Annotated in this window: 26 protein-coding genes; 15 read left to right on the top strand and 11 right to left on the bottom strand. The window is 72.0% G+C overall.

Annotation, left to right across the window (positions count from 1 at the left end; all coding sequences use genetic code 11):
• The first annotated feature begins 22 nt into the window (after positions 1 to 22).
• From LXN57_RS09215 to LXN57_RS09200, 4 genes are all read left to right on the top strand, one after another.
• On the top strand, positions 23 to 985 hold the full coding sequence (locus tag LXN57_RS09215) for a zinc-dependent alcohol dehydrogenase (RefSeq protein WP_251797590.1): 963 nt from the start codon (positions 23 to 25) through the stop codon (positions 983 to 985).
• Between the two features lie 178 nt (positions 986 to 1,163).
• The gene (locus LXN57_RS09210; protein ID WP_251797589.1) at positions 1,164 to 1,613 is read left to right on the top strand and encodes an HNH endonuclease; all 450 of its coding nucleotides are present in this window, start codon (positions 1,164 to 1,166) and stop codon (positions 1,611 to 1,613) included.
• A gap of 103 nt (positions 1,614 to 1,716) precedes the next feature.
• A complete protein-coding gene (locus LXN57_RS09205) occupies positions 1,717 to 2,223 on the top strand; it encodes a hypothetical protein (protein ID WP_251797588.1) in 507 nt (168 codons plus the stop codon).
• Between the two features lie 36 nt (positions 2,224 to 2,259).
• Positions 2,260 to 2,559 (top strand): DUF1905 domain-containing protein, encoded by a 300-nt coding sequence (locus LXN57_RS09200; RefSeq protein ID WP_251797587.1) that lies wholly within the window; start codon positions 2,260 to 2,262, stop codon positions 2,557 to 2,559.
• A gap of 122 nt (positions 2,560 to 2,681) precedes the next feature.
• Here the strand turns inward: LXN57_RS09200 and LXN57_RS09195 are convergent, their stop codons facing one another.
• Both LXN57_RS09195 and LXN57_RS09190 read right to left on the bottom strand, forming a co-directional pair.
• Positions 2,682 to 2,882 (bottom strand): hypothetical protein, encoded by a 201-nt coding sequence (locus LXN57_RS09195; protein ID WP_251797586.1) that lies wholly within the window; start codon positions 2,880 to 2,882, stop codon positions 2,682 to 2,684.
• Between the two features lie 87 nt (positions 2,883 to 2,969).
• Entirely contained in the window at positions 2,970 to 3,314 is a 345-nt protein-coding gene (locus tag LXN57_RS09190; RefSeq protein WP_251797585.1) for a MerR family transcriptional regulator, read from the bottom strand.
• Between the two features lie 51 nt (positions 3,315 to 3,365).
• On the opposite strand from LXN57_RS09190, the gene LXN57_RS09185 reads away from it, so the two are divergent.
• The 3 genes from LXN57_RS09185 to LXN57_RS09175 all read left to right on the top strand — a co-directional run bounded on the left by LXN57_RS09185 (position 3,366) and on the right by LXN57_RS09175 (position 10,407).
• Positions 3,366 to 4,361 carry an oxidoreductase gene (locus LXN57_RS09185; protein ID WP_251797584.1) on the top strand — a complete coding sequence of 332 codons (996 nt, stop codon included), beginning with the start codon at positions 3,366 to 3,368 and terminating at the stop codon, positions 4,359 to 4,361.
• Positions 4,362 to 4,402: 41 nt separating this feature from the next.
• Positions 4,403 to 8,956, top strand: a complete 4,554-nt coding sequence (locus tag LXN57_RS09180) for a PDDEXK-like endonuclease domain-containing protein (protein ID WP_251797583.1) — start codon at positions 4,403 to 4,405, stop codon at positions 8,954 to 8,956.
• A 62-nt stretch (positions 8,957 to 9,018) separates the two neighbouring features.
• Positions 9,019 to 10,407: a WD40 repeat domain-containing protein gene (locus LXN57_RS09175; protein WP_251797582.1), complete on the top strand. Its 1,389-nt coding sequence runs from the start codon at positions 9,019 to 9,021 to the stop codon at positions 10,405 to 10,407.
• A 17-nt stretch (positions 10,408 to 10,424) separates the two neighbouring features.
• Here LXN57_RS09175 and LXN57_RS09170 read toward each other — a convergent pair whose 3' ends face one another.
• The 4 genes from LXN57_RS09170 to LXN57_RS09155 are packed head-to-tail and all read right to left on the bottom strand — an operon-like array spanning position 10,425 to position 13,147.
• Positions 10,425 to 11,045 (bottom strand): L-threonylcarbamoyladenylate synthase, encoded by a 621-nt coding sequence (locus tag LXN57_RS09170; RefSeq protein ID WP_251797581.1) that lies wholly within the window; start codon positions 11,043 to 11,045, stop codon positions 10,425 to 10,427.
• Between the two features lie 9 nt (positions 11,046 to 11,054).
• Positions 11,055 to 11,216 (bottom strand): hypothetical protein, encoded by a 162-nt coding sequence (locus tag LXN57_RS09165; protein ID WP_251797580.1) that lies wholly within the window; start codon positions 11,214 to 11,216, stop codon positions 11,055 to 11,057.
• A 57-nt stretch (positions 11,217 to 11,273) separates the two neighbouring features.
• The gene (locus tag LXN57_RS09160; protein WP_251797579.1) at positions 11,274 to 12,074 is read right to left on the bottom strand and encodes an arylamine N-acetyltransferase family protein; all 801 of its coding nucleotides are present in this window, start codon (positions 12,072 to 12,074) and stop codon (positions 11,274 to 11,276) included.
• Positions 12,075 to 12,076: 2 nt separating this feature from the next.
• Positions 12,077 to 13,147 (bottom strand): LacI family DNA-binding transcriptional regulator, encoded by a 1,071-nt coding sequence (locus LXN57_RS09155; protein ID WP_251797578.1) that lies wholly within the window; start codon positions 13,145 to 13,147, stop codon positions 12,077 to 12,079.
• A 73-nt stretch (positions 13,148 to 13,220) separates the two neighbouring features.
• Here LXN57_RS09155 and LXN57_RS09150 point away from each other — a divergent pair, with 73 nt between their 5' ends.
• From LXN57_RS09150 to LXN57_RS09140, 3 genes are read left to right on the top strand one after another with little or no spacing between them, the layout of a single operon-like run.
• Positions 13,221 to 13,778, top strand: coding sequence for a GNAT family N-acetyltransferase (locus LXN57_RS09150; RefSeq protein ID WP_251797577.1), 558 nt, complete (start codon positions 13,221 to 13,223; stop codon positions 13,776 to 13,778).
• Positions 13,779 to 13,790: 12 nt separating this feature from the next.
• A complete protein-coding gene (locus tag LXN57_RS09145) occupies positions 13,791 to 14,024 on the top strand; it encodes a hypothetical protein (protein WP_251797576.1) in 234 nt (77 codons plus the stop codon).
• 23 nt (positions 14,025 to 14,047) lie between these two features.
• Positions 14,048 to 14,551: a DUF1707 SHOCT-like domain-containing protein gene (locus LXN57_RS09140; protein WP_251797575.1), complete on the top strand. Its 504-nt coding sequence runs from the start codon at positions 14,048 to 14,050 to the stop codon at positions 14,549 to 14,551.
• Here LXN57_RS09140 and LXN57_RS09135 read toward each other — a convergent pair whose 3' ends face one another.
• Positions 14,552 to 15,973, bottom strand: coding sequence for a peptide MFS transporter (locus tag LXN57_RS09135; RefSeq protein WP_251797574.1), 1,422 nt, complete (start codon positions 15,971 to 15,973; stop codon positions 14,552 to 14,554).
• 58 nt (positions 15,974 to 16,031) lie between these two features.
• Between LXN57_RS09135 and LXN57_RS09130 the strand changes: the two genes are divergently transcribed.
• The 4 genes from LXN57_RS09130 (at position 16,032) to LXN57_RS09115 (ending at position 20,357) form a co-directional block, all read left to right on the top strand.
• Positions 16,032 to 17,459: an NAD-dependent succinate-semialdehyde dehydrogenase gene (locus tag LXN57_RS09130; protein ID WP_251797573.1), complete on the top strand. Its 1,428-nt coding sequence runs from the start codon at positions 16,032 to 16,034 to the stop codon at positions 17,457 to 17,459.
• The gene (locus LXN57_RS09125; protein ID WP_251797572.1) at positions 17,456 to 18,148 is read left to right on the top strand and encodes a class I SAM-dependent DNA methyltransferase; all 693 of its coding nucleotides are present in this window, start codon (positions 17,456 to 17,458) and stop codon (positions 18,146 to 18,148) included. The genes LXN57_RS09130 and LXN57_RS09125 overlap by 4 nt, the downstream gene beginning before the upstream one ends.
• A gap of 41 nt (positions 18,149 to 18,189) precedes the next feature.
• Entirely contained in the window at positions 18,190 to 18,789 is a 600-nt protein-coding gene (locus tag LXN57_RS09120) for a mycothiol-dependent nitroreductase Rv2466c family protein (RefSeq protein ID WP_251797571.1), read from the top strand.
• A gap of 410 nt (positions 18,790 to 19,199) precedes the next feature.
• Positions 19,200 to 20,357, top strand: coding sequence for a sugar ABC transporter substrate-binding protein (locus tag LXN57_RS09115; RefSeq protein WP_251797570.1), 1,158 nt, complete (start codon positions 19,200 to 19,202; stop codon positions 20,355 to 20,357).
• Positions 20,358 to 20,381: 24 nt separating this feature from the next.
• On the opposite strand, the gene LXN57_RS09110 is transcribed toward LXN57_RS09115, so the two are convergent.
• From LXN57_RS09110 to LXN57_RS09095, 4 genes are all read right to left on the bottom strand, one after another.
• Positions 20,382 to 22,610: a hypothetical protein gene (locus LXN57_RS09110; RefSeq protein WP_251797569.1), complete on the bottom strand. Its 2,229-nt coding sequence runs from the start codon at positions 22,608 to 22,610 to the stop codon at positions 20,382 to 20,384.
• 83 nt (positions 22,611 to 22,693) lie between these two features.
• Positions 22,694 to 23,017, bottom strand: coding sequence for a putative quinol monooxygenase (locus LXN57_RS09105; RefSeq protein WP_251797568.1), 324 nt, complete (start codon positions 23,015 to 23,017; stop codon positions 22,694 to 22,696).
• Between the two features lie 48 nt (positions 23,018 to 23,065).
• Positions 23,066 to 23,203 carry a hypothetical protein gene (locus tag LXN57_RS09100; RefSeq protein WP_251797567.1) on the bottom strand — a complete coding sequence of 46 codons (138 nt, stop codon included), beginning with the start codon at positions 23,201 to 23,203 and terminating at the stop codon, positions 23,066 to 23,068.
• 49 nt (positions 23,204 to 23,252) lie between these two features.
• Entirely contained in the window at positions 23,253 to 25,376 is a 2,124-nt protein-coding gene (locus LXN57_RS09095) for an MMPL family transporter (RefSeq protein WP_251797566.1), read from the bottom strand.
• 188 nt (positions 25,377 to 25,564) lie between these two features.
• Between LXN57_RS09095 and LXN57_RS09090 the strand changes: the two genes are divergently transcribed.
• Complete coding sequence (locus LXN57_RS09090) at positions 25,565 to 25,828, top strand: hypothetical protein (protein ID WP_221379478.1); 264 nt, start codon at positions 25,565 to 25,567, stop codon at positions 25,826 to 25,828.
• Positions 25,829 to 25,840: the final 12 nt, after the last annotated feature.

Genomic DNA, 25,840 nt, shown 5'->3' with positions numbered 1-25,840 from the left:
CCCTCTTCGCGCGGAGGTCTGCATGCTCGTGTCCCGTCTTCATGCCGTCGGCGACGTGCGGCTGCACGACGAACCCACGCCGTCCGGCGACGGCGCCCTGGTCGAGGTGACCTCGGTCGGGATCTGCGGGTCGGATCTGCACTGGTTCACCGAGGGTGGCATCGGCGACGCCGTGCCGGCGAAACCGCTGGTGCTGGGGCACGAGATGGCCGGCGTCATCCGGGGCGGGCCCGACGACGGCGTACGGGTGGCGATCGACCCGGCCATCCCGTGCCACCACTGCGAGCCGTGCCTGTCCGGGTGGCCCAACCTGTGCCTGAACGTCGTCTTCGCCGGGCACAAGGCGGCGGACGGCGGCCTGCGCCAATACCTGACCTGGCCGGCCGATCGGCTGTTCCGGCTGCCCGACTCGCTCTCCGACGACGACGGCGCGATGCTGGAGCCGCTGGGGGTAGCGCTGCACGCGTACGACCTGGGGCATGTCCGGATGGCTTCCTCGGTGGCCGTCGTCGGATGCGGCCCGATCGGTCTGCTGCTGGTGCAACTGGCCTTCCGGGGCGGCGCGACCCGGGTGCTGGCAGCCGAACCGCTGCCGCACCGGCTGGCCGCGGCCAGCCGGCTGGGCGCGGCGCCGATCGAGGCGGAGGCCGCGGCCGACGTGGTCTTCGAGGTCTCGGGCTCGCCCTCGGCGGTGGAGGCGGCGCTGCGGGTGGCCCGGCCGGGCGCCCGGGTCGTGCTGGTCGGCATCCCCGACGGCGACACGACCACGTTCAGCGCGTCGATCGCCCGCCGCAAGGGGCTGACCCTGGTCACGGCCCGCCGGATGGGCGAGGTCTATCCGCGGGCGATCGCGCTGGCCGAGCAGAAACTGGTCGACCTGAGGTCGGTGGTGTCCGACGTCTTCCCGCTCAGCGCGGTGTCCGACGCGTTCGGGACGGCGGCCGCCCGTACGGGCTTGAAGGTGGTTGTCCACCCCAACGGTTAATCCATTGTCCTGGCGGCGGGCCGGACCCTACCGTAGAGATCACCAACTGGTCGGGAAACAGGGGAGAAGGATGCTCTTTCTCATGTCGTGCGGTGGCGTGGCCGCCGCGCGCCCCGACCACATATCCGGGTGACGCCGTGGGCGCTTCCCGGACGTACGTCGACAGGGAGGTGACCCGGTGAGTGATGTGCTGGTGCTGAACGCCGATCTGGGGCCGCTGCACCGGGTGAGCCTGCGGCACGCCGTCCGCATGCTCGTGCGGCAGGTGGCCGAGGTGCACGAGGCCCGCCCCGACGGCGTCATCGGTGTCTGGCCGGTGCCGACCGTCGTATGCCTGGTGACGTACGTCGTGACCCGCTGGCGCCACAGCCGGGGCCCGTCGTGGTCGCGCGCCGGCGTGCTGGCCCGCGACGGCCGGCGCTGCGCCTACTGTGGCCGCGCGGCCTCCACCATCGACCACGTGCTGCCCCGCTCGCGCGGCGGCGCCAACAGCTGGCCCAACACCGTGGCCGCCTGCTACGCGTGCAACCAGCGCAAGGGCAACCGCACCCCGGCCGAGGCCCGCATGCCGCTACGCGCCCACCCGGTCACCCCGACCTGGGTGTCGTTCGCCCATCACCGCTCCTGACGCCCATCACTCCTGAGGAACACGCTGATGGCTATAGCTCCTGGCTATGGTGTGCGCGAGAAGAATAGTTCTGCCCTCGCTCGGCGGCCGCCAGGCTCGACGCATGGATACGCATGTGCGGCTCGGTGTCGACATCGGGCGGGTCATCATCGACGGTGGTGGGCCGGGTGGGGGCGACACCCAGTTCTTCAGTGGGGACACGGCTCGGATGCTGGCTACTCCGGCCGTACCGGGAGCTTTGGAGACCTTGGCCCGGCTGGTGCCTCGCTTCGAGGAGGTGTGGCTGATCTCGAAGTGCGGCGAGCGGGTGCAGCGCAACACGTTGCAGTGGCTCGACCATCAGGAGTTCGCCGCCCGCACCGGGATCCCGCGCGGCAACGTGCGGTTCTGCCGGCGGCGGCCCGACAAGGCCGTCCACTGTGCGGAGCTGGGGATCACGCACTTCGTCGACGACAAACTCGACGTGCATCAGGCTCTGCGCGGCATCGTGGGGCACCGCTACCTGTTCGGGCCGCAGCGCTCTCCGGCCCCGGGCTGGCTGGTGCACACGCCGGCCTGGCGTGACGTGGAACGGCATATGACGCTGAGCGTGGCGCTTCGGCAGGCTTGACCGGGCAATGTCGTACCCCCGTGCCATGCTCTGGCGGTGGTGGTCGACTTCGAGAGCGAACTGTGGTTGTGGGAAGCGCGCAAGACCGAGAGCTGGACCTTCGTCAGCTTGCCGGTCGAGGCGTCCGACGAGATCCGCGACCGGACGGACGGGCTGCGCCGCGGTTTCGGTTCGGTGCGCGTCAAGGCCTCGATCGGCACCAGCCACTGGCTGACGTCGATCTTCCCCGGTGGTGACGGCGCCTACGTCCTGCCGGTCAAGCGAGCCATCCGCACGGCGCAGAAGCTCGAGGTCGGCGACGTAGCCGCTGTGTCCGTCGAACTGGTCGACCTGTGATGACTTCGGCCGGTGATGACTTCGGCCTGTGACACTTCGGCCTGTGACACTTCGGCCTGTGATGACGCAGTAGCCCCGGTGCACGCTGGCGCAGCGCACCGGGGCGGCTTGCGGCGGCCGTACTACCAGCGGCGGCGCTTCTTGTAGTGGCCGTGGTGGCGGTAGTGGCCGTGATGCTTGTAGTGGCCGTGGTGGCCGTAGCTGGGCGGCGGCCCATAGGCGCCGTGGCCGTAGCCGCCGGGCTGCTGGTAACCGTGATGGCCCCGCTTCTGCAGCTTCGACGCGATCAGCGACATCAGCAGTCTCTTGACGGAACCGCTCAAAGTGGCCTCCTCTACTGGTGACTACCACGGTAGGTGATTAAGTCCAGCACAGCCTGTGACCTGCCTGGCGGTTTGCTGAGACCGGGGCTACCGCACGCGGTATTCCTCGACCAGACCGGCCAGGATGTCCCTCGTACGGTGCAGGTCCTTGATCTGTTTGTGCACCCGATCGAGCTCGGACGTCAGGCGGTCGGCCAGCCACGGCGTCCGGATGGCCTCGTTGCTGATGCAGGGAAGCACGTCGTGGATGGCCGCGCTGTTCAGGCCGGCCGACAACAGCGACTGGATCAGCGAGACCCGCTCGACGGCCGTCGCCGGATAGTGCCGTTGCCCGCCGCCGCTGCGTGTGCTGGCCAGCAGGCCCTGTTCCTCGTAGTACCGCAACGACCGGGCGCTGGCGCCGGTCGCCGCGGACAGATCGCCGATACGCATTCTCGAAAGGTGCTTGACCCTCACACGGATGTCAAGTTTTACCGTGTCGGTATGACCACCACAACCGCCCTGATCGAGCCGGTCACCCTGGCCGGCCTGCCGCTGACCAGCCCGTTCGTCATGGCCCCGATGACGCGCGAGCACTCGCCGGGCGGCGTGCCGACCGCGGAGGTCGCCGCCTACTACCGCCGCCGCGCCGCCAACGGCGTGGGCCTGATCATCACCGAGGGCGTGCTCGTCGACCACCCCAGCGCCGGCCACCAGCGCGACGTCCCGCGGCTCACCGAGGGCGCGGCCGAGGCCGGATGGCGCCACGTGACCGCCGAGGTGCACGCGGCCGGCGGCCGGATCGCCGCCCAGCTGTGGCACCTGGGCAGCCTCTTCGAAGGCGACGCGTGGACACCGCGGACGATGTCGGGCGGCGACTTCGGCGTGCTGTTGCGCGCGTACGCCGAGGCCGCGCGCGTCGCCGTGCGGGCCGGCTTCGACGCGATCGAGGTGCACGCTGCCCACGGCTACCTGCTCGACGAGTTCCTCTGGCCGGTGACCAACCCGGGCGGCCGCCACCGCGACTTCCCGGCCCAGGTGGTGCGGGCCGTCCGGGCCGAGATCCCCGCGTGCATGCCGCTGATCGTCCGGTTCTCGCAGTTCAAGGAGCGCGACTACAGCGCCCGCATCGCCGAGACGCCGCACGAGCTGGGCACGATTCTCGAGGGCTTCCGGGCGGCGGGCGCCGACGTGCTGCACGCCTCGCAGCGCCGCTTCTGGGAGCCCGTGTTCGACGGCAGCGACCGGAACCTGGCCGGCTGGGCCAAGCACCTCACCGGCCTGCCGTCGATCACCGTCGGCTCGATCGGCCTCACCCGTGACTTCGCCCGCTCCGACCGGATGCGCGAGCTCCTCGACCGGCGGGCCCGCGGCGAGTACGACCTGATGGCGCTGGGCCGGGTGCTGCTGGGCAACCCGGCCTGGGTGAAGCTGGCCGAGGCGGGCCGCCTCGACGAGATCAACGACTACCGCAAGGAGGATGAGGAGCAGTACTCCTGAACTCCAGCGGGACCAGTGCTCGGCTTGGTGCAATTGTCGCCATGGGGGCAGAAACGCCGAGAGCGGCCGTACGTGCCTGGCGTGACGGCCTGGTCAACCTCGACGCCGCCAACCGGCTGCTGAACCACCGTCCGTCCGCGGCCGGCAGCCTGGCCATCACCGGCCCGGCCGTCCCGGAGGTCGTCGCGGCCCTGCGCGAAGGGCGGCCGTACGGCTTCCTGCCGGCCGGCGCCAAGCCTGCGCCCGGGAGCCTGTTCCGCACCGGGCTGGCGGCGGTTCCGCTCGGCACGACCCTGCGCCGCCTGCTGCGCCGGTCCCGGCAGGACTTCCTCGACCGGGGCGTGGTGACGCTGCACCTGGCCGTGGGGGCGCTGCACTGGCGGGGCGAGGAGGACACGCCGTACACCAGCCCGGTGTTGCTGCTGCCGGTCGAGCTGGTGGCGCGGGCGCCCGGGGAGGTGCCCCAGCTGCGCCTCCGTGACGACGAACCGGTCGTGAATCCGGCGCTGATCCTGCGGTTGCGCCGGATGGGGATCAGGGTGCCGGGGTTCGCCGACGGGGATGCGCCGGACGTGCGGGCGTATCTGGAGGAGCTGCGCTCGACGGTCAGCAACCTGGACTGGTCCGCGGACGAGAGCCTGGTTCTGTCGTGCTTCAGCTTTCACAAGGAGGCGATGTATCGCGATCTGCTCGACAACGAGTCGCGGATCGTGCGTCATCCGCTGGTGGCGGCGCTCGCCGGCGATCCGGGCGTAGCGCCGGTTCGGGACGTCGACGAAGTTGGCACCAACGCGGGCGGCGATGCCTGTGGACAACGGGTTGATGGCTCTTTCGGCGGCGTAAAATCGGCCACCACCGCCCCCTCCCACAGTGGGCGGGTCGTGTCCAGTCCGGCCGACCTCGAACTGCCGCTCGTTCTCGATGCGGATGCCACCCAGCGGGCCTGTGTGGAGGCGGCGGTCGCGGGGCGCAGCTTTGTGCTCGACGGGCCTCCCGGCACGGGGAAGTCGCAGACGATCGCCAACATGATCGGCTGCTTGATGCATGCGGGGAAGCGCGTCCTCTTCGTGTCGGAGAAGGCGGCCGCTCTCGAGGTCGTGCGTAACCGGCTGGCGGCGGTGGGACTCGATCCGTACCTGCTGGAACTGCACAGCCACAAGGCGACCCGCAAAGAGGTGGCCCACGCGCTGGCCGAGTCGGTCGATGCGAAGGCCCCGCCTGCGGCAGCGGGGCTGGTCGACCGGGTGCGGCTCGAGGAGCTGCGAGGGCGCCTGGACGGCTGTGCCCGGGCGATGAACGAGCGCCGCGAGCCGCTGGGCCGCACACTCCACGAGGCGCTGGGGGAGTGCGCCCGGCTGGGGGATCTGCCGGCCGCGCCGATGCCGCCGGCCGTCGTGGAGGGGCTCGATCCGGAGCGCCTGAGGCGGATGCTGGACGCCGCCGACGAGCTGGCCCGATGCCGCCGGGCGGCCGCCGACGACTTCGCCTGGCGGGATGTCGTGGCGACGCAACCGATGCACGACACGATTCACCGGGCCCGGGCGGCTCTGCGGGCGTTCGAAGAGGCGATCCGGCCGTACGAGGACATCGCGCCGGCGTACGGCCTGAGTCTCCCGGCCGACGCCGGAGCGCTCGCCGCCCTGGTCACGCACGCGGCGAACCGGCCCGCCACGGTGCCCGACGAGTGGCTGACCGCGCCCGCCCCGGACGCGATCGATCGCGCCGACGAGCAGCTCCGGAGTTTCGCCGACGCTGCCCGGCAGGTGCGGGAAGCGGCCGGCGTCGAGTGGGACGAGCTGCCCGAAGCGCACCCGCCCAACCTCGAGCAGTCCACCCTGACTGCCGCCGCCGCTGAAGCCGCGGCCCGCCGTCACACCGTGGAGGCGGACGCCCTCGACGACATGCTGCGGGAGGCGGGTCCGCTCGCCGTCCGGCTCGGCCTGCCCGAGGTGATCACGTTCGCCGACCTGGCCCGGTTCGCCGCCGTCGCCGAGCCGGCGGCCCGCGCCAACCGGCCCGAGCCGTTCTGGTTCGGGCCGGGCGTGCTGACCGGGGTCGCCGAGGCGGCTGCCGTGCTACGCCGGTGCGCCGAGGCGGTGGCCACGACCGGGGCCGAGTGCCGCCGGTGGTTCCTCGACGCGATCGTCGACCAGCCCGTGGAGCAGCTGGCCGACCGGCTCACCCATGAGCACCGTGGCCTGCGCAAGCTGCTGCCCGCGTACCGCCGTGACTGGGATACCGTCGCCGGGTTCGCCCTGCCCACGGTGTCACCGGCCGACGCCGTCGCCCACCTCGGCGCGGCTGTGGCCTGGCAGCGGGCGCTGCGGGAGCGGGCGGCGGCCGAACGGCGGCACGCTCCGCTGCTCGGCCGCTACCGGCGGGGCGAGCCGGCGGTCGAGGACGCCCTGCGGACCGCGGCCGACCTGATCCGGCTCAGCCCGCCCGGCGCCCTGCCCGCCGCGGCCGACCTGATCTGCCGTACGGCGCCCGATCCGGCCCTGGTGCGGCTTGCTCCGCAGGCCCGCATCGTCGCCGAGTGGGAGCCGCCGACGGAGACTCTGAGCTCCGCCGCAGCCCGTCGCCGGGCCGCCGTCGGGCCGCTCTCCAAGGCCGCCGAGGCCCTCGACGCCTTCGACCGGGTGCTCGGTCGCCACGTCGATCTGGCCGAGGCCGCCCACCTGGCCCGGCTGCGCAGCACCGCCGTCTTCCACGCGACCGACGTCGACGCCGACGCGATCGCCTGGGCGCGGGAAGCACGGGGGAAGCCGCTCATCGACGGTGACGGCCGAGCGCTCACCGAGTGCGTCGGCGCCTGGCAGGAGGCCCGCGATGCCGTGGCCGCGGCCTTCGCGTCGCCCCGCGAGATCGACGGCGACCTGCTGGCGCGGCTGCTCGACGACCCGCACGGGCAGCAGGAACGACTCGGCTACGACCACGCGCGCAGCCTGCTCCCCGACGAGACCGCCGACTTCTGCCGGGAGCTGCCGGCCGAGCAGATCCGGCCGGTGGTCGAGCGTGCTCTGTGGACAGCGTGGGCCGATGCCGTGCTGCGCGACGACGAGCGCCTGCGCCCGGTCGACGGCCTCGAGCGCGACCGCCTGGTCGAGGAGTTCCGCGTCCTGGACGCCGCCCTGGCCGTCGAGGCGCCCGCCGTCATCAGCGCCGCCGTCGAGGCCCGCCGGCCGGATCGGCCGGACGAGGTCGCCCTGCTGCGGCGCGAGGGCCGCAAGCAGAACCGCCACCTTCCCGTACGCGACCTGATCGGCCAGGCCCGCGAGACCGTCCAGGCCGCCAAGCCGTGTTTCCTGATGTCCCCGCTCGCGGTCAGCCAGTACCTGCCGCCCGACCTCACCTTCGACGTCGTCGTCTTCGACGAGGCGTCCCAGCTCGCGCCGGCCGACGCGATCAACTGCGTCTACCGGGCCGATGCGATGATCGCGGCGGGCGACGACCGCCAGCTGCCGCCGACCTCGTTCTTCTCGACCCGGGCCGACCGCGACGACGGCACCGACGTCAACGACTTCCAGTCGGTGCTGGAGCTGGCCGAGGCCTGCGGCGCCTTCCCCGGACTCGGCCTGGGCCGGCACTACCGCAGTCGGCACGAGGCGCTGATCGCCTTCGCCAACCACCGTTTCTACCAGGGCCGGCTGCTCACCTTTCCGAGCGCCGGCGCCGATCCGGAGACCGGCGTCGAACTGGTGCCGGCGGCCGGCGTCTACCGCCGCGGCGGCGCCCGGGACAACCCGGTCGAGGCGGAGGCGGTGGCCGGGCGGATCATCTCGTGCCTGACCACCCGGCCCGAGCTGTCGCTGGGCGTGGTCACGTTCTCGGTGGCGCAGGCGGAGGCGATCGAGGCGGCCGTCGAGCGGGCGGCGGCCCGCCATCCGGGGCTGGAACGATTCCTCGACGGGGACCGGCTCACCGGCTTCTTCGTGAAGAGCCTCGAGTCGGTGCAGGGCGACGAGCGCGACGTGATGATCTTCTCGATCGGGTACGGCCGCGACGAGCGGGGACGGGTCAGCAGCAACTTCGGCGCCCTCAACCAGCCCAACGGCTGGCGGCGGCTCAACGTGGCGATCACCCGGGCCCGGCGCCGCGTCGAGATCATCTCGTCGATCCGGTCGCGCGACATCCCGGAATCGGCCAACCCGGGCGTACGGCATCTCGCCGCCTACCTGGATTTTGCCGAGCGCGGCCTGGCCGCCGCCCCGGCCCCGGCCGCGGCCGCCGACCCGTTCGTGTCCTCAGTGCTCGAGACGGTGCGGTCGTGGGGGTACGAGGCGAACGCCGGCGTGGGCGGTCAGGGGTACCGGTTGGACATCGGCGTGCGGCATCCGACGCCGGGCCACGGCTACGTGCTCGGCGTCGAGTGCGACGGCCCGTTCTACGGCTCGATGGGCGCGGCCCGCGACCGGGACCGGCTCACCGCCGCCGTGCTCACCGGGCTCGGCTGGCGGTTGCACCGCCTGTGGGGAACGGCGTGGCACCACGACCGGGCGGGTGAGGAGGAGCGGTTGCGCAGGGCGATCACCGCAGCGATGGGGTCGCTGCCCGGCCGCCGCCCGGGTCTGCTGAGACTTCAACCGGCCGGCTGACCGACCGCTAAGGACCGACTACGGTATTGACTCATTGCTGCGGGGTGTCCAGCATATGTCGCGTGAAAGCAGGGAGCGCTCCGGCGCCGGCCGCGCCGGTCAACTGCGTTGCCTTCCGGGCCGACGGCCGGCGGCTGGCGAGCGGTGCCCAGGCGGGCACGGTGACCGTGTGGGAGACCAGCGACCCTGCCCGTCCCGTGACCCTGACCGAATTTGCCCATCAGTCGGCCGTGCTGGCCGCGTCCTGGAACCCGGGCGCGTCCGATCTGCTGGCCACCGGCTCGGCCGACGGCACGGCCGCGGTGTGGCGGGTCGTCGACGACCGCCCGCCCCACCTCATGAAGGTCCTCGGCGGTCACCCGGCCGCGGTCACCGGCGTCTCGTGGATGCCCGACGGCCAGCACCTGCTCTGCCTGCTGGCCGACGGGCGGGCGGCCGTGTGGCAGGCGTTCGGGGAGACGTACCTGGGCGAGATCGACGACTGTCTGCGCCTCGACGTGAGCGCGAGCGGCCTGGTGGCCACCGTCGGCGCGAGCGGCTTCGTCGCCGTCCGCGACCTGGCTCAGGACAGATCCCCGCTGGCCGGCCGGGCCGCTCCCGCCGTCGAGGCCTGCGCGTGGTCGCCCGACTCGTCGACCCTGGCCCTGGCCCGCCGCGACGGCGCGATCGAGCTGCGCAACGCCCATCTCGACCCGATCCGCACCCTGCGCGCGGGCGACGCGCCGCTGCGCTCGGTCACCTGGTCGGCCGACGGGCGGCATGTGCTGGCGGGCGCGTACGACGGAGCGGTCTTCGCCATCGACCCGTCGAGCCGTCCGGTGTGGCGGCTGACCGACCCGACGATCCGCACCTGCTCGCTCGCCGTGGGCGGGCCGGTGCTGGCCACGGCCACCTTCGCGACCCGGCCCTACCTGCTCGACGGCACCTCCGGCGTACCGCTGACGCCCGGGCTGTCGCTGCCCGCGTTGCCCGCGCCGACCCGGCCGTTCCGCAACGGCGTGCTGGCTGCCGAGGGGCGGGTCGTCACGGCCGGCCCGCCCGGCAACCGGTCGGTGGTCGTCGAGCACGACCTGCGCGTCGGCGCCATCGACGCGCTGGGCGACCGGGTCATCGCGTCGGCCGCCCACCAGGCCGTGCGGGTGGCCCGCCTCGACCCGGTGGGCTTCGAGGTGGAACGCGGCATCACGCTGCGCGCGCCTGAGCCCGTACGCACGGTGGCCCTGCTCGGCACGGCCGAGAGCACGGTCGTGGTCGCCGCGTCGTACGAGTTCCGGCTCTTCTCGTGGACCGTCGACTGGACCGGCCCGCCGGTCGGCCCGACGCTCGCCGGCGAGTTCGGCGCGGGCATCGCGTCTCTGCAACGCCTCGACGAGCATCGCCTGACCGCCACCGACCACCGCGGTGAACTGGTCATCCTCGCCCTGGGCGCGGACGGCGCGCTCTCGAGCTGACCGCTGGAACCGGCTGACTACTCGAACCGGGCCGGGTCGCCCGCGCCCACGCGCAGGATCTCGGGCCCGCCCTCGGACAGGTCGACCACGGTCGTGGGCTCGACACCGCCCTCACCCGAGTCGACCACCGCGTCGACCACGTGGTCGAGCGTCTCCTTGATCTCCCAGCCCATCGTCATCGGCTCGTCCTGACCGGGCAGCAGCAGGGTGGTCGACAGCAGCGGCTCACCCAGCTCGGCCAGGATCGCCTGGGCCACGACGTGGTCGGGGATGCGCGCGCCGACGGTCTTCTTCTTCGGGTGCAGCAGCCGCCGCGGCACCTCCTTGGTGGCGGGCAGGATGAACGTGTACGGGCCCGGGGTCGCCGACTTCACCGCGCGGAAGGCCGCGTTGTTGATCTGCACGAACTGGCCCAGCTGGGCGAAGTCGCGGCACATCAGCGTGAAGTGGTGCCGGTCGTCCAGATGCCGGATCTCGCGGATCCGGTCGAGGCCGGCCTTGCTGCCCATCCGGCACCCCAGCGCGAACAGCGAGTCGGTCGGGTAGGCGATCACCCCGTCGCCCCGGACGATGTCGACCACCTGACGGATGGAACGCGCCTGCGGGTTGTCCGGGTGCACGTCGAAGTACTTCGCCACCAGCGCAGCCTAGTGAGTCGGCTCTCCGAAGGCGTGCACAACCGCCGCCATGTCCGCCTCGGCGTGACCGGAGATGGCCGCCGCGGCGTACAGGTCGCGGCAGACGTCCAGCAGCGGCAGCAGGTCCGCGTCCACCCCGTGCCCCGCGGCGAAGTGAAACCCCACGGTCATGCGGCTACCGTAGAGCCGCCGCCCCGCTCGCGAGGCAGCCAATTCGTGGCTCGTGGCTCACAGCGTCGCGGTCAGCATGCGCACCTCGGCCGGCTCGAGCCGCAACGCGAACTCGGTGCGAAGCGCGGACGCGAAATCCTGGTCGCTCAACGTCTCGCGCCGTGCGGGCCGCCCCGGCCGCTCGACGCTGTACTCGCGGCCGATCAGACTGTGCACCGCGCCCGCGTTCTTGCGCATCACGATGCAGCGCTGGGTGAACGGCGACCGCGGGTTGGTCGACGTGTCGTAGTTGGCCACCTCGACGTCCACCGGGTACTGCGGCTCCTCGGTGAACGTCTGCACGGTGCGCCACGTGCTCTCGGCCCCCTCGCGCAGCCGCCACGCCCCGTCCGGCCCGACCACCAGCTCGTACTCCCAGGCGCCCTGCCGACGGCGCTGCCCGGCCGCGAGGGGGAGTGGTTCGAGCAGCCCGCTGCCGAAGCCCACGTCGGCCAGCCACACCTCGTCGCCGGCGGCCACCCGCAGCGTCATGTGCGAGCGCGGCCGCGGCTCCTCCAGCGGATCGCCGGTGCGGGCGAGCAGCCTGTCCACCCGGAAGCCGATCGCCTGCAGGACAGCGCCGAACAGGGTGGCGTGCTCGTAGCAGTAGCCGCCCCGGCCCCGCTGCACCAGCTTCTGTTCGACGGCGGCGAGGGTGACGTCGATCGGGCGGCCCAGCATCACGTCGAGATTCTCGAAGCGGATCGCGGCCACGTGCGCGCGGTGCAGGCGGTTCAGTGTCGCCGCATCCGGACGCACCGGCGCCGTCTCGCCGATGCGCTCGAGGTAGGCGTCGAGGTCGACCTCATCGGACCACATCGTCACTCTCCCAGCCGTACGGAGGGGGCCGGCCCGGTGCTGCGGCGGACGACCAGCTCGGTCGGCAGGGTGATCCGCCCCCGTTCCGAGTCCGGGTCGACCAGCATGCGTCCCATCAGAAAGCCCTTCCGGTGTACGGGCTGACGCACCGTGGTGAGGCCGAGCTCGGCCGCCACCGGCTGGTCGTCGAACCCGGTGAGCGAGAGCCCGGCCCCCAGCCAGAGACCGCGCTCGCGAGCCACCCCGGCGACGGCCGCGGCCAGCACGTCGCTGTCGGCGGCGATGGCCGTCGGCCTTTCCGACCCCCGCAGCACAGCCCGGGCCGCCACCTGCCCCGCGAGCGCGGAGTTGCTGCCCCCGCTGATCACCCGCAGCCGGGTATCGGCCGGCAACGACTCGCGCAGCCCGGTCAGGCGTAGCCGCGAGTACGGGAAGAGCGGCGTCTGTTCGGTCACCTCGACCACCCGCCCCGGCTCGTGCGGCGTGGCTACCAGGGCCACGATGTCCCGGTGCCCGAGCCCGGCCAGGTGCCGGCCCACATCCCGCCCGGCCTGCCGGTCGTCGATCACCACCGACGGCCCGGCGGCGGTCTCGTTCGAGCGCACCAGGGGGATGCCGCGCTCGGCCAGCACCCGGACGGCCGGGTGGTCGTCGTCGAGCCCGTCGGCCACCGCGCCGTCGATCATCGCGCGGTGCACCGCGTCGACCGACCGCCGCACCTGGTCGGGCGCCATGCCCGCGCTCACCTCGCCGAACGGGATGAACATCAGGCTCGTCCGGCTCGGCTCCAGCGCCTCGGCCAGGCCCGCGAGCATGGCCGTCACGTACGGGTCGGTGAACGCGTACGTCAGCCCGGTCGTGAAGATGACGCCGACGGCGCCCGTCCGCCCGGTTCGCAACGAGCGGCCCTTGGCGTCCGGACCCGCGTAACCCAGTTCCCCGGCCACCGCCAGCACCCGCGTCCGGGCCTCGGCCGAGACCCGGTCGGGCCGGCTGAACGCGTACGACACGGTGGCCGTCGACACCCCCGCCGCTTCCGCCACCGACCGCAGGGTCGGCTTCCGCACACCCATCGTTCCTCCCCGTGTTAATCGATTAACACCATGCGCCTGGACCTGGACCCTGTCAAGCGGGTTGGATCGGGGAGTGACTCTCACTCATCGACTGGCGACGCCGGATGATCTCGGCGCGCTCCGGGCACTGGTCGACCTCGCGATCGCCGAGCTGCTGAAGGGATTTCTCACCGACGAGCAGATCCGCAGCAGCGCGGCCATCATGGGGCTCGACACCCAGCTGATCGACGACCGGACGTACTTCGTGATCGAGTCCGACGGCGTGCTCGCCGGGTGCGGCGGGTGGAGCCGGCGGGCCACGCTCTACGGCGGCGACCACTCCGCGACCCGCGACACCTCCCTGCTCGACCCCGCGAAGGACCCGGCCAAGGTGCGGGCCATGTACACCCACCCCGCCTTCACCCGCCGCGGGGTCGGCCGCCTGATCCTGGGCCTGTGCGAGCGGGCCGCCGCGGCCGAGGGCTACACCCGGCTCGAGTTGATGGCCACGCTGTCCGGCGAGCCGCTCTACCGCAGCTACGGCTTCCAGGAGGTGGAACGGATCGAGGACGACCGCGGCGGCGCCCCGGTCCCCATCGTGCGGATGGTTCGCACCATCCGAAACGAGCCCGGCGTGCACAGTGGACCGTGAGATGCTGCGGGCATGCCCGTCTCGGTGAACCTGGACGCCCTGCTCGACGAGCCCTTCCGTGACCTACCGCTGGCCGACCTGGTCAACGCCCCCGTGGCCGCCCTCTCCGGCGTCAGCGACGAGGAGGCCGAGGGCCTGCGCCTGGCCTTCGGCATAGCCACCATCGGCGACCTGGCCGCCAACGACTTCGTCCGCGCCGCCACCGCCATCGCCCGACTGGCCGAGGCCTCCGTCCCCCCGACGTAGCCGGCCGCCGCTACGCTGTGGCCGTGACGGTGGCGGGGTACGACGTACCGGATGATCGCAGCCCGGATGATCGCAGCCCCATGCCCGACCGGCTGATCGGCACTCCGGAAAGGGCGTCGGCCCGGCAGGCGCTGCAAGCGCATCTGGCCGAGAAGCGGCTCGACCCGGCTGAGTACGAGCGGCGCCTCGAAGCCACGAGCCTGGCCCGCACCCAGTCCGAGCTGCTGCGGGTCTTCGCCGACCTGCCGCTCCCGCATCCCCAGCTGCCGCCCGAAACCGCGCCACCGGTCGCCGCCCCGGATGACGAGCCGCCGGCGGTCTTCTTCGCCGGCTGCCTCACCCTCGGCCTCGGCCTGCCGGTGGCGGTGGTGCTGGGTTTCGCGTACGGCATCTGGTGGTCCCTCGCCGTGCCGGTCGTCGTCACCGTCGCGATGGCCTACATCGAGCACCTCCGCACGCCCCGCCCGCCGCAGCGCAACGAGCCGCAGGGCGACGAGCCGCGCGGGCCGCAGGGCGACGAGGCGTAGTCACTTCACGCCGCCCATCAGGCGGCGCAGCATCGGGGCCAGGGCCAGCAGGGCGGCGCCGAGCACGATGGCGATCGCGCCCAGGGCGCCGAAGTACAGCACCTCGTTGTCCTCGCTGTAGTAGCCGGCCAGGGTGCCGGACAGCGCCGTGCCCAGGGCGACCGACAGGAAGAACAGGGCGACCATCTGGGTGCGGAAGGCTTCCGGCGCCAGCTTGGTGGCGAGCGACAACCCGACCGGGGAGAGCAGCAGCTCGGCGATCGTGAAGACGAGCAGAATGCCGGTCAGCCCCAGCAGGGGCACGCTCGCGGTTCCCGCGAACGGCAGGAAGAGCAGGAACGCCACGCCCATGACGGCGGTGCCGGCGGCGAACTTCACCGGGGTCGAGGGCTGGCGGTCGCCGAGCCGGGTCCAGATCGCGGCGAAGACGCCGGACAGGATGATGATGAAGACCGGGTTGATCGACTGGACCCACGAGACGGGCATCTCCCAGCCGAACAGGTCGCGGTCGAGCCGCTTGTCCGAATAGATCGTCACCACCGTGAACTGCTGCTGGTAGAGCGACCAGAACGCGGCGCTGGCGATGAACATCGGGATGAAGGCCAGCACCCGGTTGCGCTCCAGGCCGGTGATCCGGCGGCTGGCCAGGATCACCACGAAATAGGTGACCGCGGCCAGGATGCTCAGCGCCACCACGATGTTCGACAGCCAGTCGGCCCGGACCACCCCGGTCAGGGCGAGCACCACCACGAGCGCGACCACCAGGGCGGCCACGCCGAACACCAGCGGGCGACGGGCGGCGGGCAGGGGGTTCGCGATCTCGTGCGTCTCGGGCGGCAGGCCGCGCCGGCCGAACGCGTACTGGGTCAGACCGATCGCCATGCCCACCGCGGCCAGGGCGAAGCCCCAGTGGAAGCCGGCCTCGGACTGCAGCAGCCCGGTCAGCAGCGGCCCGGCGAAGGCGCCCAGGTTGATGCCCAGGTAGAAGATCGAGAATCCGGCGTCGCGGCGCTCGTCGCCCGGCTCGTAGAGCAGGCCGACGATGGTGGTCGCGGTCGCCTTGACGCCGCCGCTGCCCAGCGCCACCAGCACCAGGCCGGCCGCCACGCCGGGGATGCCGGGGATCAGCGCCAGCGCGATGTGGCCGGCCATCACCAGCACAGCGCTGCCGAACAGCACCCGTTCCGGCCCGAAGAGCCGGTCGGACAGCCAGGCGCCGATCACCGTGGCGAGATAGACCGATCCGCCGTACGCGCCCACGATGCTCGTCGCCGTGGCCTCGTCGATGCCCAGACCGCCACGGTCGGCCTCGTAGTAGAGGTAGATGAGCAGGATGCCCTGCATGCCGTAGAACGAGAACCGTTCCCACAGCTCCACGCCGAAGACGGTGGCCAGCTGCCGTGGCTGCCCGAAGAAGGTCATGCCGCGCCGCTTACCCACAACCGTGGCGCCGAAAAGCGACCTGGACCATGCTGGAAGCGTGGAAACTGAACTCTTCATCGGCGGTAAGTGGGTTCCCGCGTCGTCCGGGAGCCGTTTCGACGTGCTCGACCCCGCGAGCGGCGAGGTGATCGCCTCGGTCGCGGACGGCGGCGAGAGCGACGCCGTCGCGGCGGTGGACGCGGCGGCGGAGGCCGGCCCGGCCTGGGCCGCCACCCCTCCCCGCGTACGGGGGGAAGCCCTGCGCCGGGCCTGGGAGCTGATGACCGAGCGGGCCGACGAGCTGGCCAAGCTGATCAGCCTGGAGAACGGCAAGGCCCTGGTCGATGCCAAGGGCGAGGTCACGTACGCGGCCGAGTTCTTCCGGTGGTTCGCCGAAGAGGCCGTCCGCGGCGCCGGCGAGCTCGCGACCGCTCCCTCGGGCGCCAACCGCATCCTGGTCACGCGGCAGCCGGTCGGCGTGTGCGTCTTGGTCACGCCGTGGAATTTCCCGGCCGCGATGGCCACCCGCAAGATCGGCCCGGCGCTGGCCGCGGGCTGCACGGTCGTGCTCAAGCCGGCCAGCGACACCCCGCTGACCGCCCTGGCCATGGCGGCGATCCTGGCCGAGGCCGGGGTGCCCTCGGGCGTCGTCAACGTGCTGCCGTCGCGCAGCTCGGGCAAGGTCGTCGGGCGGATGCTGAAGGACCCGCGGGTGCGCAAGCTGTCGTTCACCGGTTCCACCGAGGTCGGCCGGCTGCTGCTCGCCCAGGCCGCCGAGGGCGTCGTGAACACGTCGATGGAGCTGGGCGGCAACGCGCCGTTCCTGGTCTTCGCGGACGCCGATCTGGACGCGGCCATCGAGGGCGCGATGATCGCCAAGATGCGCAACGGCGGCGAGGCCTGCACGGCGGCCAACCGGTTCTACGTCGAGGCGCCGGTCGCGGCCGACTTCTCGCAGCGGCTCGCCGCGCGCATGTCGCAGCTGCGGGTGGGTCCCGGCACCGAGGAGTCGACGCAGGTCGGCCCGCTGGTCAACGAGGACACCGTGGCCAAGGTCGACTCGCTCGTCAAGGGCGCGCTCGAGGCGGGAGCCAAGGCCGAGACCGGTGGCAGCCGTCCCGAGGGGGCCGGCTTCTACTACCCGCCGACCGTGCTGACCGGCGTCGCGCCCGACTCGGCGATCCTCCGCGAGGAGATCTTCGGCCCGGTCGCCCCGATCGTCACGTTCACCGGCGAGGACGAGGCCGTGCGGCTGGCCAACGACACCGAGTACGGCCTGGTGGCGTACGTCTACACCGGCGACCTGGCCCGCGGGCTGCGGGTCAGCGAGGCGATCGAGGCCGGCATGGTGGGCCTCAACCGGGGGCTGGTCAGCGACCCGGCGGCGCCGTTCGGCGGGGTGAAGCAGAGCGGCATCGGCCGGGAGGGCGGGCACGAGGGTCTGCTCGAATACCTGGAGTCGAAGTACATCGCCGTCAACTGGTGACGGCCTTGTTCTCGCCCCGGGGTCCCTCGCTGCGCGAACTGTGCGTGCAGGCGCTGTCATCGGTCGAGCGCGGCTACGACCTGCTCGCTCCCAAGTTCGACCACACCCCGTTCCGTACGCCCGACAGCATCCTCGACGCCACGGCCGAGGCGCTGTCGGGCCTCGGCCCGTTCGACGCGGGACTGGACGTCTGCTGCGGCACCGGCGCCGGCATGTCCGTGCTCGCGCCCCGGTGTGAGCGGATCACCGGCGTCGACTTCAGCGCCGGCATGCTCGCGCAGGCCCGGGCGGCGCAGCCGGCGGCCACCTTTGTGCGGGCCGACGCGCGGGCGCTCCCGTTCGCCGAGGGCTTCGACCTCGCCGTCTCCTTCGGCGCGCTGGGCCACTTCCTGCCGGCCGAGCGGCCCGCCCTCTTCGCGGGGGTGTGGCGCGCGCTGCGGCCGGGCGGGTTGTTCGCGCTGGCCGTCGGCGAGCCGCCGCCGGTGCTGTCGGTCTCGCACTGGGCCACGGTCGGCTTCGACCTGGCCATGCGGGTGCGCAACGCGGTGTGGCGCCCGCCGTTCGTCATGTACTACCGGGCCAGCCCGCTGCCCGCGGTCGTCGCCGACCTGACGGCGGCCGGCTTCACCGTGAGCACCGTTCCGGGGCTCGTGCTGGCTCGCAAATTGGCCCACTCGGATCACCCCTGATTGGTGTCCGGCTCGGGCCGATCGCCTCGTACCGTGGAGACGTGACGAAAGTTGATTTCTATTTCGATCCCGCCTGCCCGTTCGCCTGGATCAGTTCCCGCTGGATCCTCGAGGTCGAGAAGCAGCGCGACCTCGATCTGCGCTTCCACGTGATGAGCCTGTACGTCCTGAACGAGGGCCGCGACCTGCCCGAGTGGTACCGCGACCTGGTCGACCGTTCGCTGGGCACGGTCCGGGTGGTCACCGCCGCCGCCCAGCAGCACGGCGATCAGGTGCTGCGCGACCTCTACACCGCCCTCGGCACCCGCATCCACAACCACGACAACAAGGACTTCGAGCAGGTCGTACGCGAGGCTCTGGCCGAGGTGGGCCTGCCGGCGAGCCTGGCCGGCGCGGCCACCAGCACCGAGTACGACGAGGCGCTGCGCAAGAGCCACCACGAGGGCATGGACCCGGTCGGCGACGACGTCGGCACCCCGACCATTCACATCGACGGCGTCGCGTTCTTCGGCCCGGTGCTCAGCAGCATTCCGCGCGGCGACCAGGCAGCGAAGATCTTCGACGGCGCCGTGGCGCTGGCCGGCTACCCCGACTTCTTCGAGTTGAAGCGGACCCGCACCGGCGAGCTGAACTTCACCTGACCTCGGCGCGACGCCGGCACGGCGCCGTTCGTGGCGGCGTCCGGCTCCGGTCGCCGCCACACCGTCCGGATCGTTCTGCCCGGCTGCGCGAGGCCGGGGCCCGCCGTTGTGGCAAGCAATGTCGTCCTGACGGCCGCCCGGGTGGCACGACCGTACAGATTCGAATCGTCTCTTTCGCTGCCGGTCGGCGGCGGCCGGGCCGGCGGGTACCCTCGCCGACGAAGGTTGACCAGGCAAGATCGCCAGGTTGTGCACAGTCTGTGATGCCAGTGTGCTCACGGACGGGAAATGAACTATTTTTCTTCCCGGTGCCGTACCCCTGTCGGGCGCGCCCGGGTCTGCCTGATACTTGGTCGGCCCTTCGCCAGGGCCGGACAGGTCGAGTTTCATCGGAGAGGACGACCCACCAAATGCGCAAGAAACTGTTGGCTATCGCCGCCGTCGGCCTGATGGCGACGGCCACCATGACTGCGTGTGATGACTCCGGTGATTCGGGTGACACGGGTAGTGGCAGCGGCAACACCTCGTCGGGGAACGGCAAGGCCCGCGTCGGCGTGATCCTGCCCGACACCGAGAGCTCGACCCGCTGGAAGAACGAGGACCCGAAGTACCTCAAGGCCGCGTTCGACGAGGCGAAGGTGCCGGTCGAGATCGTGAACGCCCAGGGCGACCGGGCCAAGTTCGTCCAGATCGCCGAGTCGATGGTCAACAGTGGCGTCAAGGTGCTGATCATCGCCAACCTCGACTCGATCAGCGGCAAGGCCGCCCTCGAGAAGGCCCGGGCCAAGAAGGTCCCGACGATCGACTACGACCGCCTCACCCTGAACGGCGGGGCCGACTACTACGTCAGCTTCGACAACAACAAGGTCGGCAGTCTGCAGGCATACGGCCTGATCAAGTGCCTGGAGTCCAAGGGCGTCCAGAACCCGGTCATCGCGCAGCTCAACGGCTCGCCGTCGGACAACAACGCCCACCTCTTCAAGGAGGGCTACGACGTGCCGCTGAACGAGAAGTACGACGCGGCCGAGTTCACCAAGGGCCCCGACCAGTGGGTGGAGGACTGGGACCCGGACAACGCCACCAAGATCTTCGAGCAGATGCTGTCGCAGGCGCCGAACATCCGCGGTGTGCTCGCGGCCAACGACGGCATCGGCGACGCCGTCATCAAGGTGCTGCGCAAGAAGAAGCTGAACGGCATCGTCCCGGTCACCGGGCAGGACGCGACCGTCGAGGGCCTGCAGAACCTGCTGACCGGTGAGCAGTGCATGACGGTCTACAAGGCCACCAAGCTCGAGGCGGTCAACGCGGCCAACCTCGCCGTCAAGCTCTTCAACAACGAGAAGCCGACGGTCTCGAACACTCTGAAGGACCCCGAGTCGGGCGCGTACGTGCCGTTCGTGAGCCTGCCGCCCGAGGCGATCACCCTCGAGAACATCAACAAGGTCGTCGCCGAGGACAAGTACATCCCGCAGGCCACCCTGTGCAAGGGCAAGTACCTGGCGCTCTGCAAGCAGCACGAGGTCGGCACGTTCGTCAAGGCCGACAAGGACGAGGACCAGGACCGCTGAGCCGCCGTCACCTGCTCCTGTTCCCTAGCGCCAGGAGCAGGTGACGTCCCGGTACGGGGGAGCGGCCACCGCGATCGCCTGGCCCCCGGTGAGGCTGCGCCGGATCGTCTCGCCGCGGTTCAGCGTCTTGCCCGCCCACGTCCAGCGGGTCTCGGTGGTCCGCGCGCCGACGATCGCGCCGGTGGCCGGATCCCGGTCGAAGACCGAGCCCGCCTCGACGAGCTCGGGCCGGCCGTCGTGGTCGAGGTCCGAGCAGCCGAGGCCGGCCGTGCGGACCAGCGAGGACGCGGTGGTGAACTCGTTGTCGACCAGCACCAGGCCCGCTGCCTCGAGCGAGAGCAGCCGCAACGCCGAGCCGGTCCGGAGCACCACCTCCTCGCCGGCCTGACCGTCGAGGTCGAGCTCGCCCGCCGGAACCGGCTTCTCGTTCCGCCCGTACGGCAGCGCGAGGTCGAAGACCCGGCCGGCCGTGAGAACCGCCCGCGCCGTCCAGCTCCCGGCCCGCTGATAGACCAGCAGGGTGTCCGTCCGGCCGTCGCCGTCGAGGTCGGCCCGCGCCGAGCTGCGGCACCCGGCGTCGGCCGGGACGAACGCGCCGCCCAGGTCGGGCCGGCACTCGCCCGGTCCCATCGCGCCCACCCGCGTCGCCTCGTCCGACGGGAAGCCGCCGGCCGGCAGGTCGTGGGTGAGTGACGTCCAGGTGCCGTCCAGGGCGATGCACAGCCGGTGGTCCCGGCCGCCCGCGGCGGTCTGCCGCACGATGCCGACGTCCTCGGGCGGCAGGCCCAGGTCGGTCAGCCGGGCCGGATAGGTGAGCAGGTCGGGGTCGGCCAGGCCGTAGACGTAGCCGTCGCGGGCGGTCTCGTCGCACGGCCAGCGCAGCGGCGGCGTGGTGACCAGGGCGGCCACGGCTCCGGTGACCCGCCGGCCGGAGAGCGTCGTGTTCGACCACACGAGACCGGCCGGGGGCAACGCCTCCGGCAGCGCGTCCCGCAGCGCGGCCGCGTACAGCCTCTCCTGGGTCGCCACCACCGAGGCCGGGATGGCGCCCCCGGGCTCGTTGAGGGCCTTGCGGGGGATCACCGGGCTGCGCTCGGCGACGACGCGCCAGCCGGCGTCGTCGCCGTCGTTCCCCCGCCCGGCGACCGCGGCGGGCAGGCCGCGGATCGCTGTCAGCACGGCCTGGTTCATGCCGTCACGGTTCTGCCGGGCCAGCTTCTCGTCGGTGACGGCCACCGCGCCGGGCAGGATCCGCTCGGTCGCCAGCGCCCCGGTCACGCACGCGAGCACCTGGTTCTCGCGGGCCAGGGCGGCCGCGGGCAGGGCGAGCACGCACCGTACGGCCTGCACCGTCACCGCGGCCGGGACGAACGCACGGCTCATGACCTCGACGACGTACTCGGCGACGGTGACGTCGAGGCCGGTGCGGGTGACGAAGTCGATCGTGCGGTAGCCGCCCGGCAGCGACAGGTCGATCGTGCCCTTGCCGGGCAGGAACGTGTGGTCGCGGTCGGCCTCGGCCACCCCGCGCCAGACCGCGCCGGCCAGGCTCGGTCCGCCCGGCTGGGCGATCGTCATCGGCGGGTAGTCCCCGAGCTCGGCGAACTGGCCGGACGCGCGGTTGCTGGCCACCCGCAGCAGGGCCGGCCGGTCGGCGGCGCCCGCGGCCACGCAGGTCTTCACGGCGCCGCCCTCGGCCCGGGCGGTCCAACGGTCGGAGCGGGTGGTGCCGCACTCGGGGTCGGCGGCGTCGTACGCGCCGGCGCCCGCCGACAGGCCGGGGCCCGGGACCCTCGTCCGACCGGCCGACAGGATCGAGAGATGCCCGACGATCGTGCTGATCGTGCCGTTCGCCGGGTCGACCATGCCACCCTGACCGGTCCACACCCCGTCCTCGCCGCGCGACACCACCGTGGTCAGGCCGTCGCCGTCGCCCGCGGGGCCGCGCAGCGGGAGCCGGAGGGTGGCCGACGTCAGCAGGCGCGCGTCGCCGAGTTCGATGTCGACCGGCTCGGTGAGCCAGGTGAGCCCGTGCGGCGCCGCGATGCTGGGCCGGGGGACGACGCGGACCTCGGTGTCCTCGCTCAACGCGCCGGGCGCGAACCGCACGGAGACACCCTCGTCGGTGGTGACCGTGCCGCCACGCGTCGCGCTGACCTGGACGGCCGTCACCGGCGAGCGGAGCGTCCACACAACGACGCCGCCGACCGCCAGCAGCACGGCCGCCACCACCGCGGCCAGGGCCACACGCACGAATCTCCTCCTGGGTCCCGGGGGACCCACGGTAGGAAGAGCGCTCAACCGCGGTGAACCTCCGGTCGGGCACGACCGTGCGCCTATTCGACGGCGAGCTCCCCCAGTTCGGACCAATCATCCTGATCAACAGTCTGACTCACGATCTTGGGAGTGGCTCGCAGGTACTGTGGCAGGTCCCGCTGTGCCTGCTTGAAGTGGGCCGACCCGACGTGGGCGGCGCCCGCGTCACCGTCCCGGAACGCCTCCACCAGCACGTACTCGGTCGGGTCGTCGAGGCTGCGGGACCAGTCGAACCACAGGCAGCCCGGCTCGCCCCGCGTCGCCGTGGTGAACGGGCCGGCGATCTCGGGCCAGCGGTCCGCGAACTCGGGCCTGATCGGGAACTTGGCGGTAATGAAGATCATGTCGGGGTCCCTCTCGCGCGATCAGTCGACGGTCTTCCACCATCTCTATCAGGGCCGCAGGCTGGGGTGATGAACAAGGGCACCGGGGTTCTGCAGTCCGTCGAACGGGCCCTGCGCGAAGTCGAGCACCGGAACGTCGTCGATCGAGGGTCGCTTGCCATAGGAGTGAACACGGACAGCCGTCATCGGCTATGCCTCCTCAGTTCGGACGTGATGAGGATGCGCGGCCGGAGGCTCAGTGCGTAAGTTCGGGTTCAGATGACGACAACGGCGTTCCGGGCTGGTCGCCCGGTTCGTCGAGCTTGTGGCTCAGCCGGCTCGGCCACCACATCCAGCGGCCGACGTCGAGGTTGAGCGCGGTCACCAGCACCGAGCGGACGATCAGCGTGTCGAGCAGGACGCCGAACGCCACCGCGAAGCCGATCTGCACGAAGGCGACCAGCGGCAGGCTGGCCAGCGCGGCGAACGTGCCGGCGAGCACGATGCCGGCCGAGGTGATCACGCCGCCGGTCGCGGCCAGGCCGATCAGGGCGCCGCGCCGGGTGCCGTGGGTCGCCGCCTCCTCCCGTACCCGGGTCATCAGGAAGATGTTGTAGTCGATGCCCAGGGCGACCAGGAAGACGAAGACGAACAGCGGGAACGACGTGTCCTCGGCCGGGAAGTCGAGCAGGTGCCGGAAGACGAGCACGCTGACGCCCAGCGCCGCCGCGAAGGAGAGCACGACCGTGCCGATGAGGATCAGCGGCGCCACCACCGCCCGCAGCAAGAGGCCGAGGATCACCAGCACGACCAGCAGGACGAGCGGGATGATGAGCCGGTTGTCGTGGTCGTTGGCCGTGTTGATGTCGAGCAGGATCGCCGTGCCGCCGCCGACCTTCGCGTCCGCGCCCGGGATGGCGTGCAGAGCGTCTCGGGCCCGCTCGACCGTCTCTTGCGCCGCCCTGCTGTCGGGCGCACTGGCCAGCGTGCCGTCGATGAGCGCCAGATTCCCGCGTACGACCGGCTCGGCGACCTCGCTGATGCCGGGCACCGCGGCCAGGCCCCGGCTGACCTCAGTCGCGCTCGCCGCGTTGGCGATCACCGTCACGGGCTGACCGCCGCCGGCCGGGAAGTGCCGGGCCAGGGCCTCTTCGGCGACCGTCGAGGGCTGCTCGGTGGTGAACTGGTCGGCCTGGCTGAGCCCGGTCGCGTTGAGCTGCAACAGCCCCAGCGCCATCGCGCCGAGCACGACCGCCGTGGTGATCCACACCCGCCGCGGCCGGCGGGCGATGCGGCCGCCGAGCCGGGCCCAGAGGCCGGTGGCGGTGGGCTCGGGCGTGCCGAACCGGGGACGCACCGGCCAGAACAGCCAGCGGCCGAAGACGACCAGCAACGCCGGCAGCAGGGTGACCATCGCGGCCAGTCCGACCACGATGCCGAGCGCGGCGACCGGGCCCAGCCCGGCGGTCGAGTTGAGCTCGGCCAGGGTCAGGCACGTCATGCCGATCGCCACGGTGGCCGCGCTCGCGATGATGGCCGGGCCCGCGCGGTGCAGGGCGAATTGCATCGCCTCGTGTCTGTCCTTGTGGCGGCGCAACTCCTCGCGGTAGCGCGCGACCAGCAGCAGGGCATAGTCGGTGCCGGCGCCGAAGACGAGCACCGTGAGGATGCCCGCGCTCTGCGCGTTGACCGTCAGCCCGGCGTGCTCGGCCAGCAGATAGATCAGCGCCTGGGAGGCGGCCAGGGCCACGCCCGCGGTCAGGATGGGCAGCAGCCAGAGCACCGGGCTGCGATACGTGATGAGCAGGATGATCGCGACGACGGTGAGCGTCGTGTAGAGCAGGGTGCCGTCGATGCCGGCGAAGGCGCCGGCCGAGTCGGCCGCGACGGCGACCGGGCCGGCCAGGTAGACGTCGAGGCCGGCGGGCGCGCCCTCCTCGGCGGTGTTCTTGACACCCTCGGCGATGTCGGGCAGGGCCTCCCAGCCGTCGCTGTCGATCCGGATGGGGACGATGATCTCGAGGGCCGCCTTGTCCGGCGACTCGATCGGACCGGCGATCTGGCCGCTGACCCCCTCGGTGCCGGCCAGGGCCCGCGCGTCGTCGGCGGCCGCGGCGCGGTCGGCGCCGGTGAGGCCGCCCGTACGCTCGTAGACGACGATGGCCGGCGCGATGTCGTCCGGCTGGAACTGCCGTTGCAGCTCGGCCACCTGGGTCGACTCGGCGCCGCCGGGCAGCCAGGCCGAGTTGTCGTTCTCCTGCACCTCGCCGAGCTTGCCGGCCAGCGGCCCGGCCAGGCCCAGCACGACGACCCACAACGCGAGCACGACCCACTTCGACCAGCGGCCGCAGACCAGCCTCGCCACCCCACCCGTAGCCATGCGTTCCCCCCGAACGTGGTGTCAGACTGGCGGAGCGTAAGCCCGGACGTGAGGTCACCTGAATCCTACTCAGGGTGATTTCAGGGTGACCCCTGACACGTTCCGTCCACAATGGCCGAGGATGGCAGGGAACGTCCCTTGGGCCGCTCAGGTCGCGGGGGCCAAGGTCATTTCGGCATAATCCACTGGTGACCAATTGGGAATACGCGCGGCTCGAATACCGCGCCGCGGGCACGCTCGGCGCCGACCGGTTCATGGACTGGACGGCCACCTTCCACCACCCCGGCGGTACCCTGCGCTGGGGCACCGACGAGCGCTTCGACGATCTGCGCCACCTCAACCGGGCCGGCGCGGCGGGCTGGCAGGCGTTCGATCGCGCCGCCATGCACGTCCACAACGAGCCCCACCGGCTGAGCAGCGTCACTTATTCGATGCGGCGGCCGGTGCCGTAAAGCTATCGTTCC

Origin of the sequence: Paractinoplanes hotanensis (assembly GCF_023717965.1) — a bacterium.
In the GTDB taxonomy this organism is placed as follows: Bacteria; Actinomycetota; Actinomycetes; order Mycobacteriales; family Micromonosporaceae; genus Actinoplanes; species Actinoplanes polyasparticus.
This window is presented reverse-complemented; position numbering and strand designations above follow the sequence as displayed.

Excerpts from the sequence above, each read along its gene's own strand:
- LXN57_RS09215 (WP_251797590.1), top strand. The coding sequence starts at position 23 with ATGCTCGTGTCCCGTCTTCATGCCGTCGGCGACGTGCGGCTGCACGAC.
- LXN57_RS09205 (WP_251797588.1), top strand. The coding sequence starts at position 1,717 with ATGGATACGCATGTGCGGCTCGGTGTCGACATCGGGCGGGTCATCATC.
- LXN57_RS09190 (WP_251797585.1), bottom strand. The coding sequence starts at position 3,314 with ATGCGTATCGGCGATCTGTCCGCGGCGACCGGCGCCAGCGCCCGGTCG.
- LXN57_RS09185 (WP_251797584.1), top strand. The coding sequence starts at position 3,366 with ATGACCACCACAACCGCCCTGATCGAGCCGGTCACCCTGGCCGGCCTG.
- LXN57_RS09180 (WP_251797583.1), top strand. The coding sequence starts at position 4,403 with ATGGGGGCAGAAACGCCGAGAGCGGCCGTACGTGCCTGGCGTGACGGC.
- LXN57_RS09165 (WP_251797580.1), bottom strand. The coding sequence starts at position 11,216 with ATGACCGTGGGGTTTCACTTCGCCGCGGGGCACGGGGTGGACGCGGAC.
- LXN57_RS09160 (WP_251797579.1), bottom strand. The coding sequence starts at position 12,074 with ATGTGGTCCGATGAGGTCGACCTCGACGCCTACCTCGAGCGCATCGGC.
- LXN57_RS09155 (WP_251797578.1), bottom strand. The coding sequence starts at position 13,147 with ATGGGTGTGCGGAAGCCGACCCTGCGGTCGGTGGCGGAAGCGGCGGGG.
- LXN57_RS09145 (WP_251797576.1), top strand. The coding sequence starts at position 13,791 with ATGCCCGTCTCGGTGAACCTGGACGCCCTGCTCGACGAGCCCTTCCGT.
- LXN57_RS09135 (WP_251797574.1), bottom strand. The coding sequence starts at position 15,973 with ATGACCTTCTTCGGGCAGCCACGGCAGCTGGCCACCGTCTTCGGCGTG.
- LXN57_RS09115 (WP_251797570.1), top strand. The coding sequence starts at position 19,200 with ATGCGCAAGAAACTGTTGGCTATCGCCGCCGTCGGCCTGATGGCGACG.
- LXN57_RS09105 (WP_251797568.1), bottom strand. The coding sequence starts at position 23,017 with ATGATCTTCATTACCGCCAAGTTCCCGATCAGGCCCGAGTTCGCGGAC.
- LXN57_RS09100 (WP_251797567.1), bottom strand. The coding sequence starts at position 23,203 with ATGACGGCTGTCCGTGTTCACTCCTATGGCAAGCGACCCTCGATCGAC.
- LXN57_RS09095 (WP_251797566.1), bottom strand. The coding sequence starts at position 25,376 with ATGGCTACGGGTGGGGTGGCGAGGCTGGTCTGCGGCCGCTGGTCGAAG.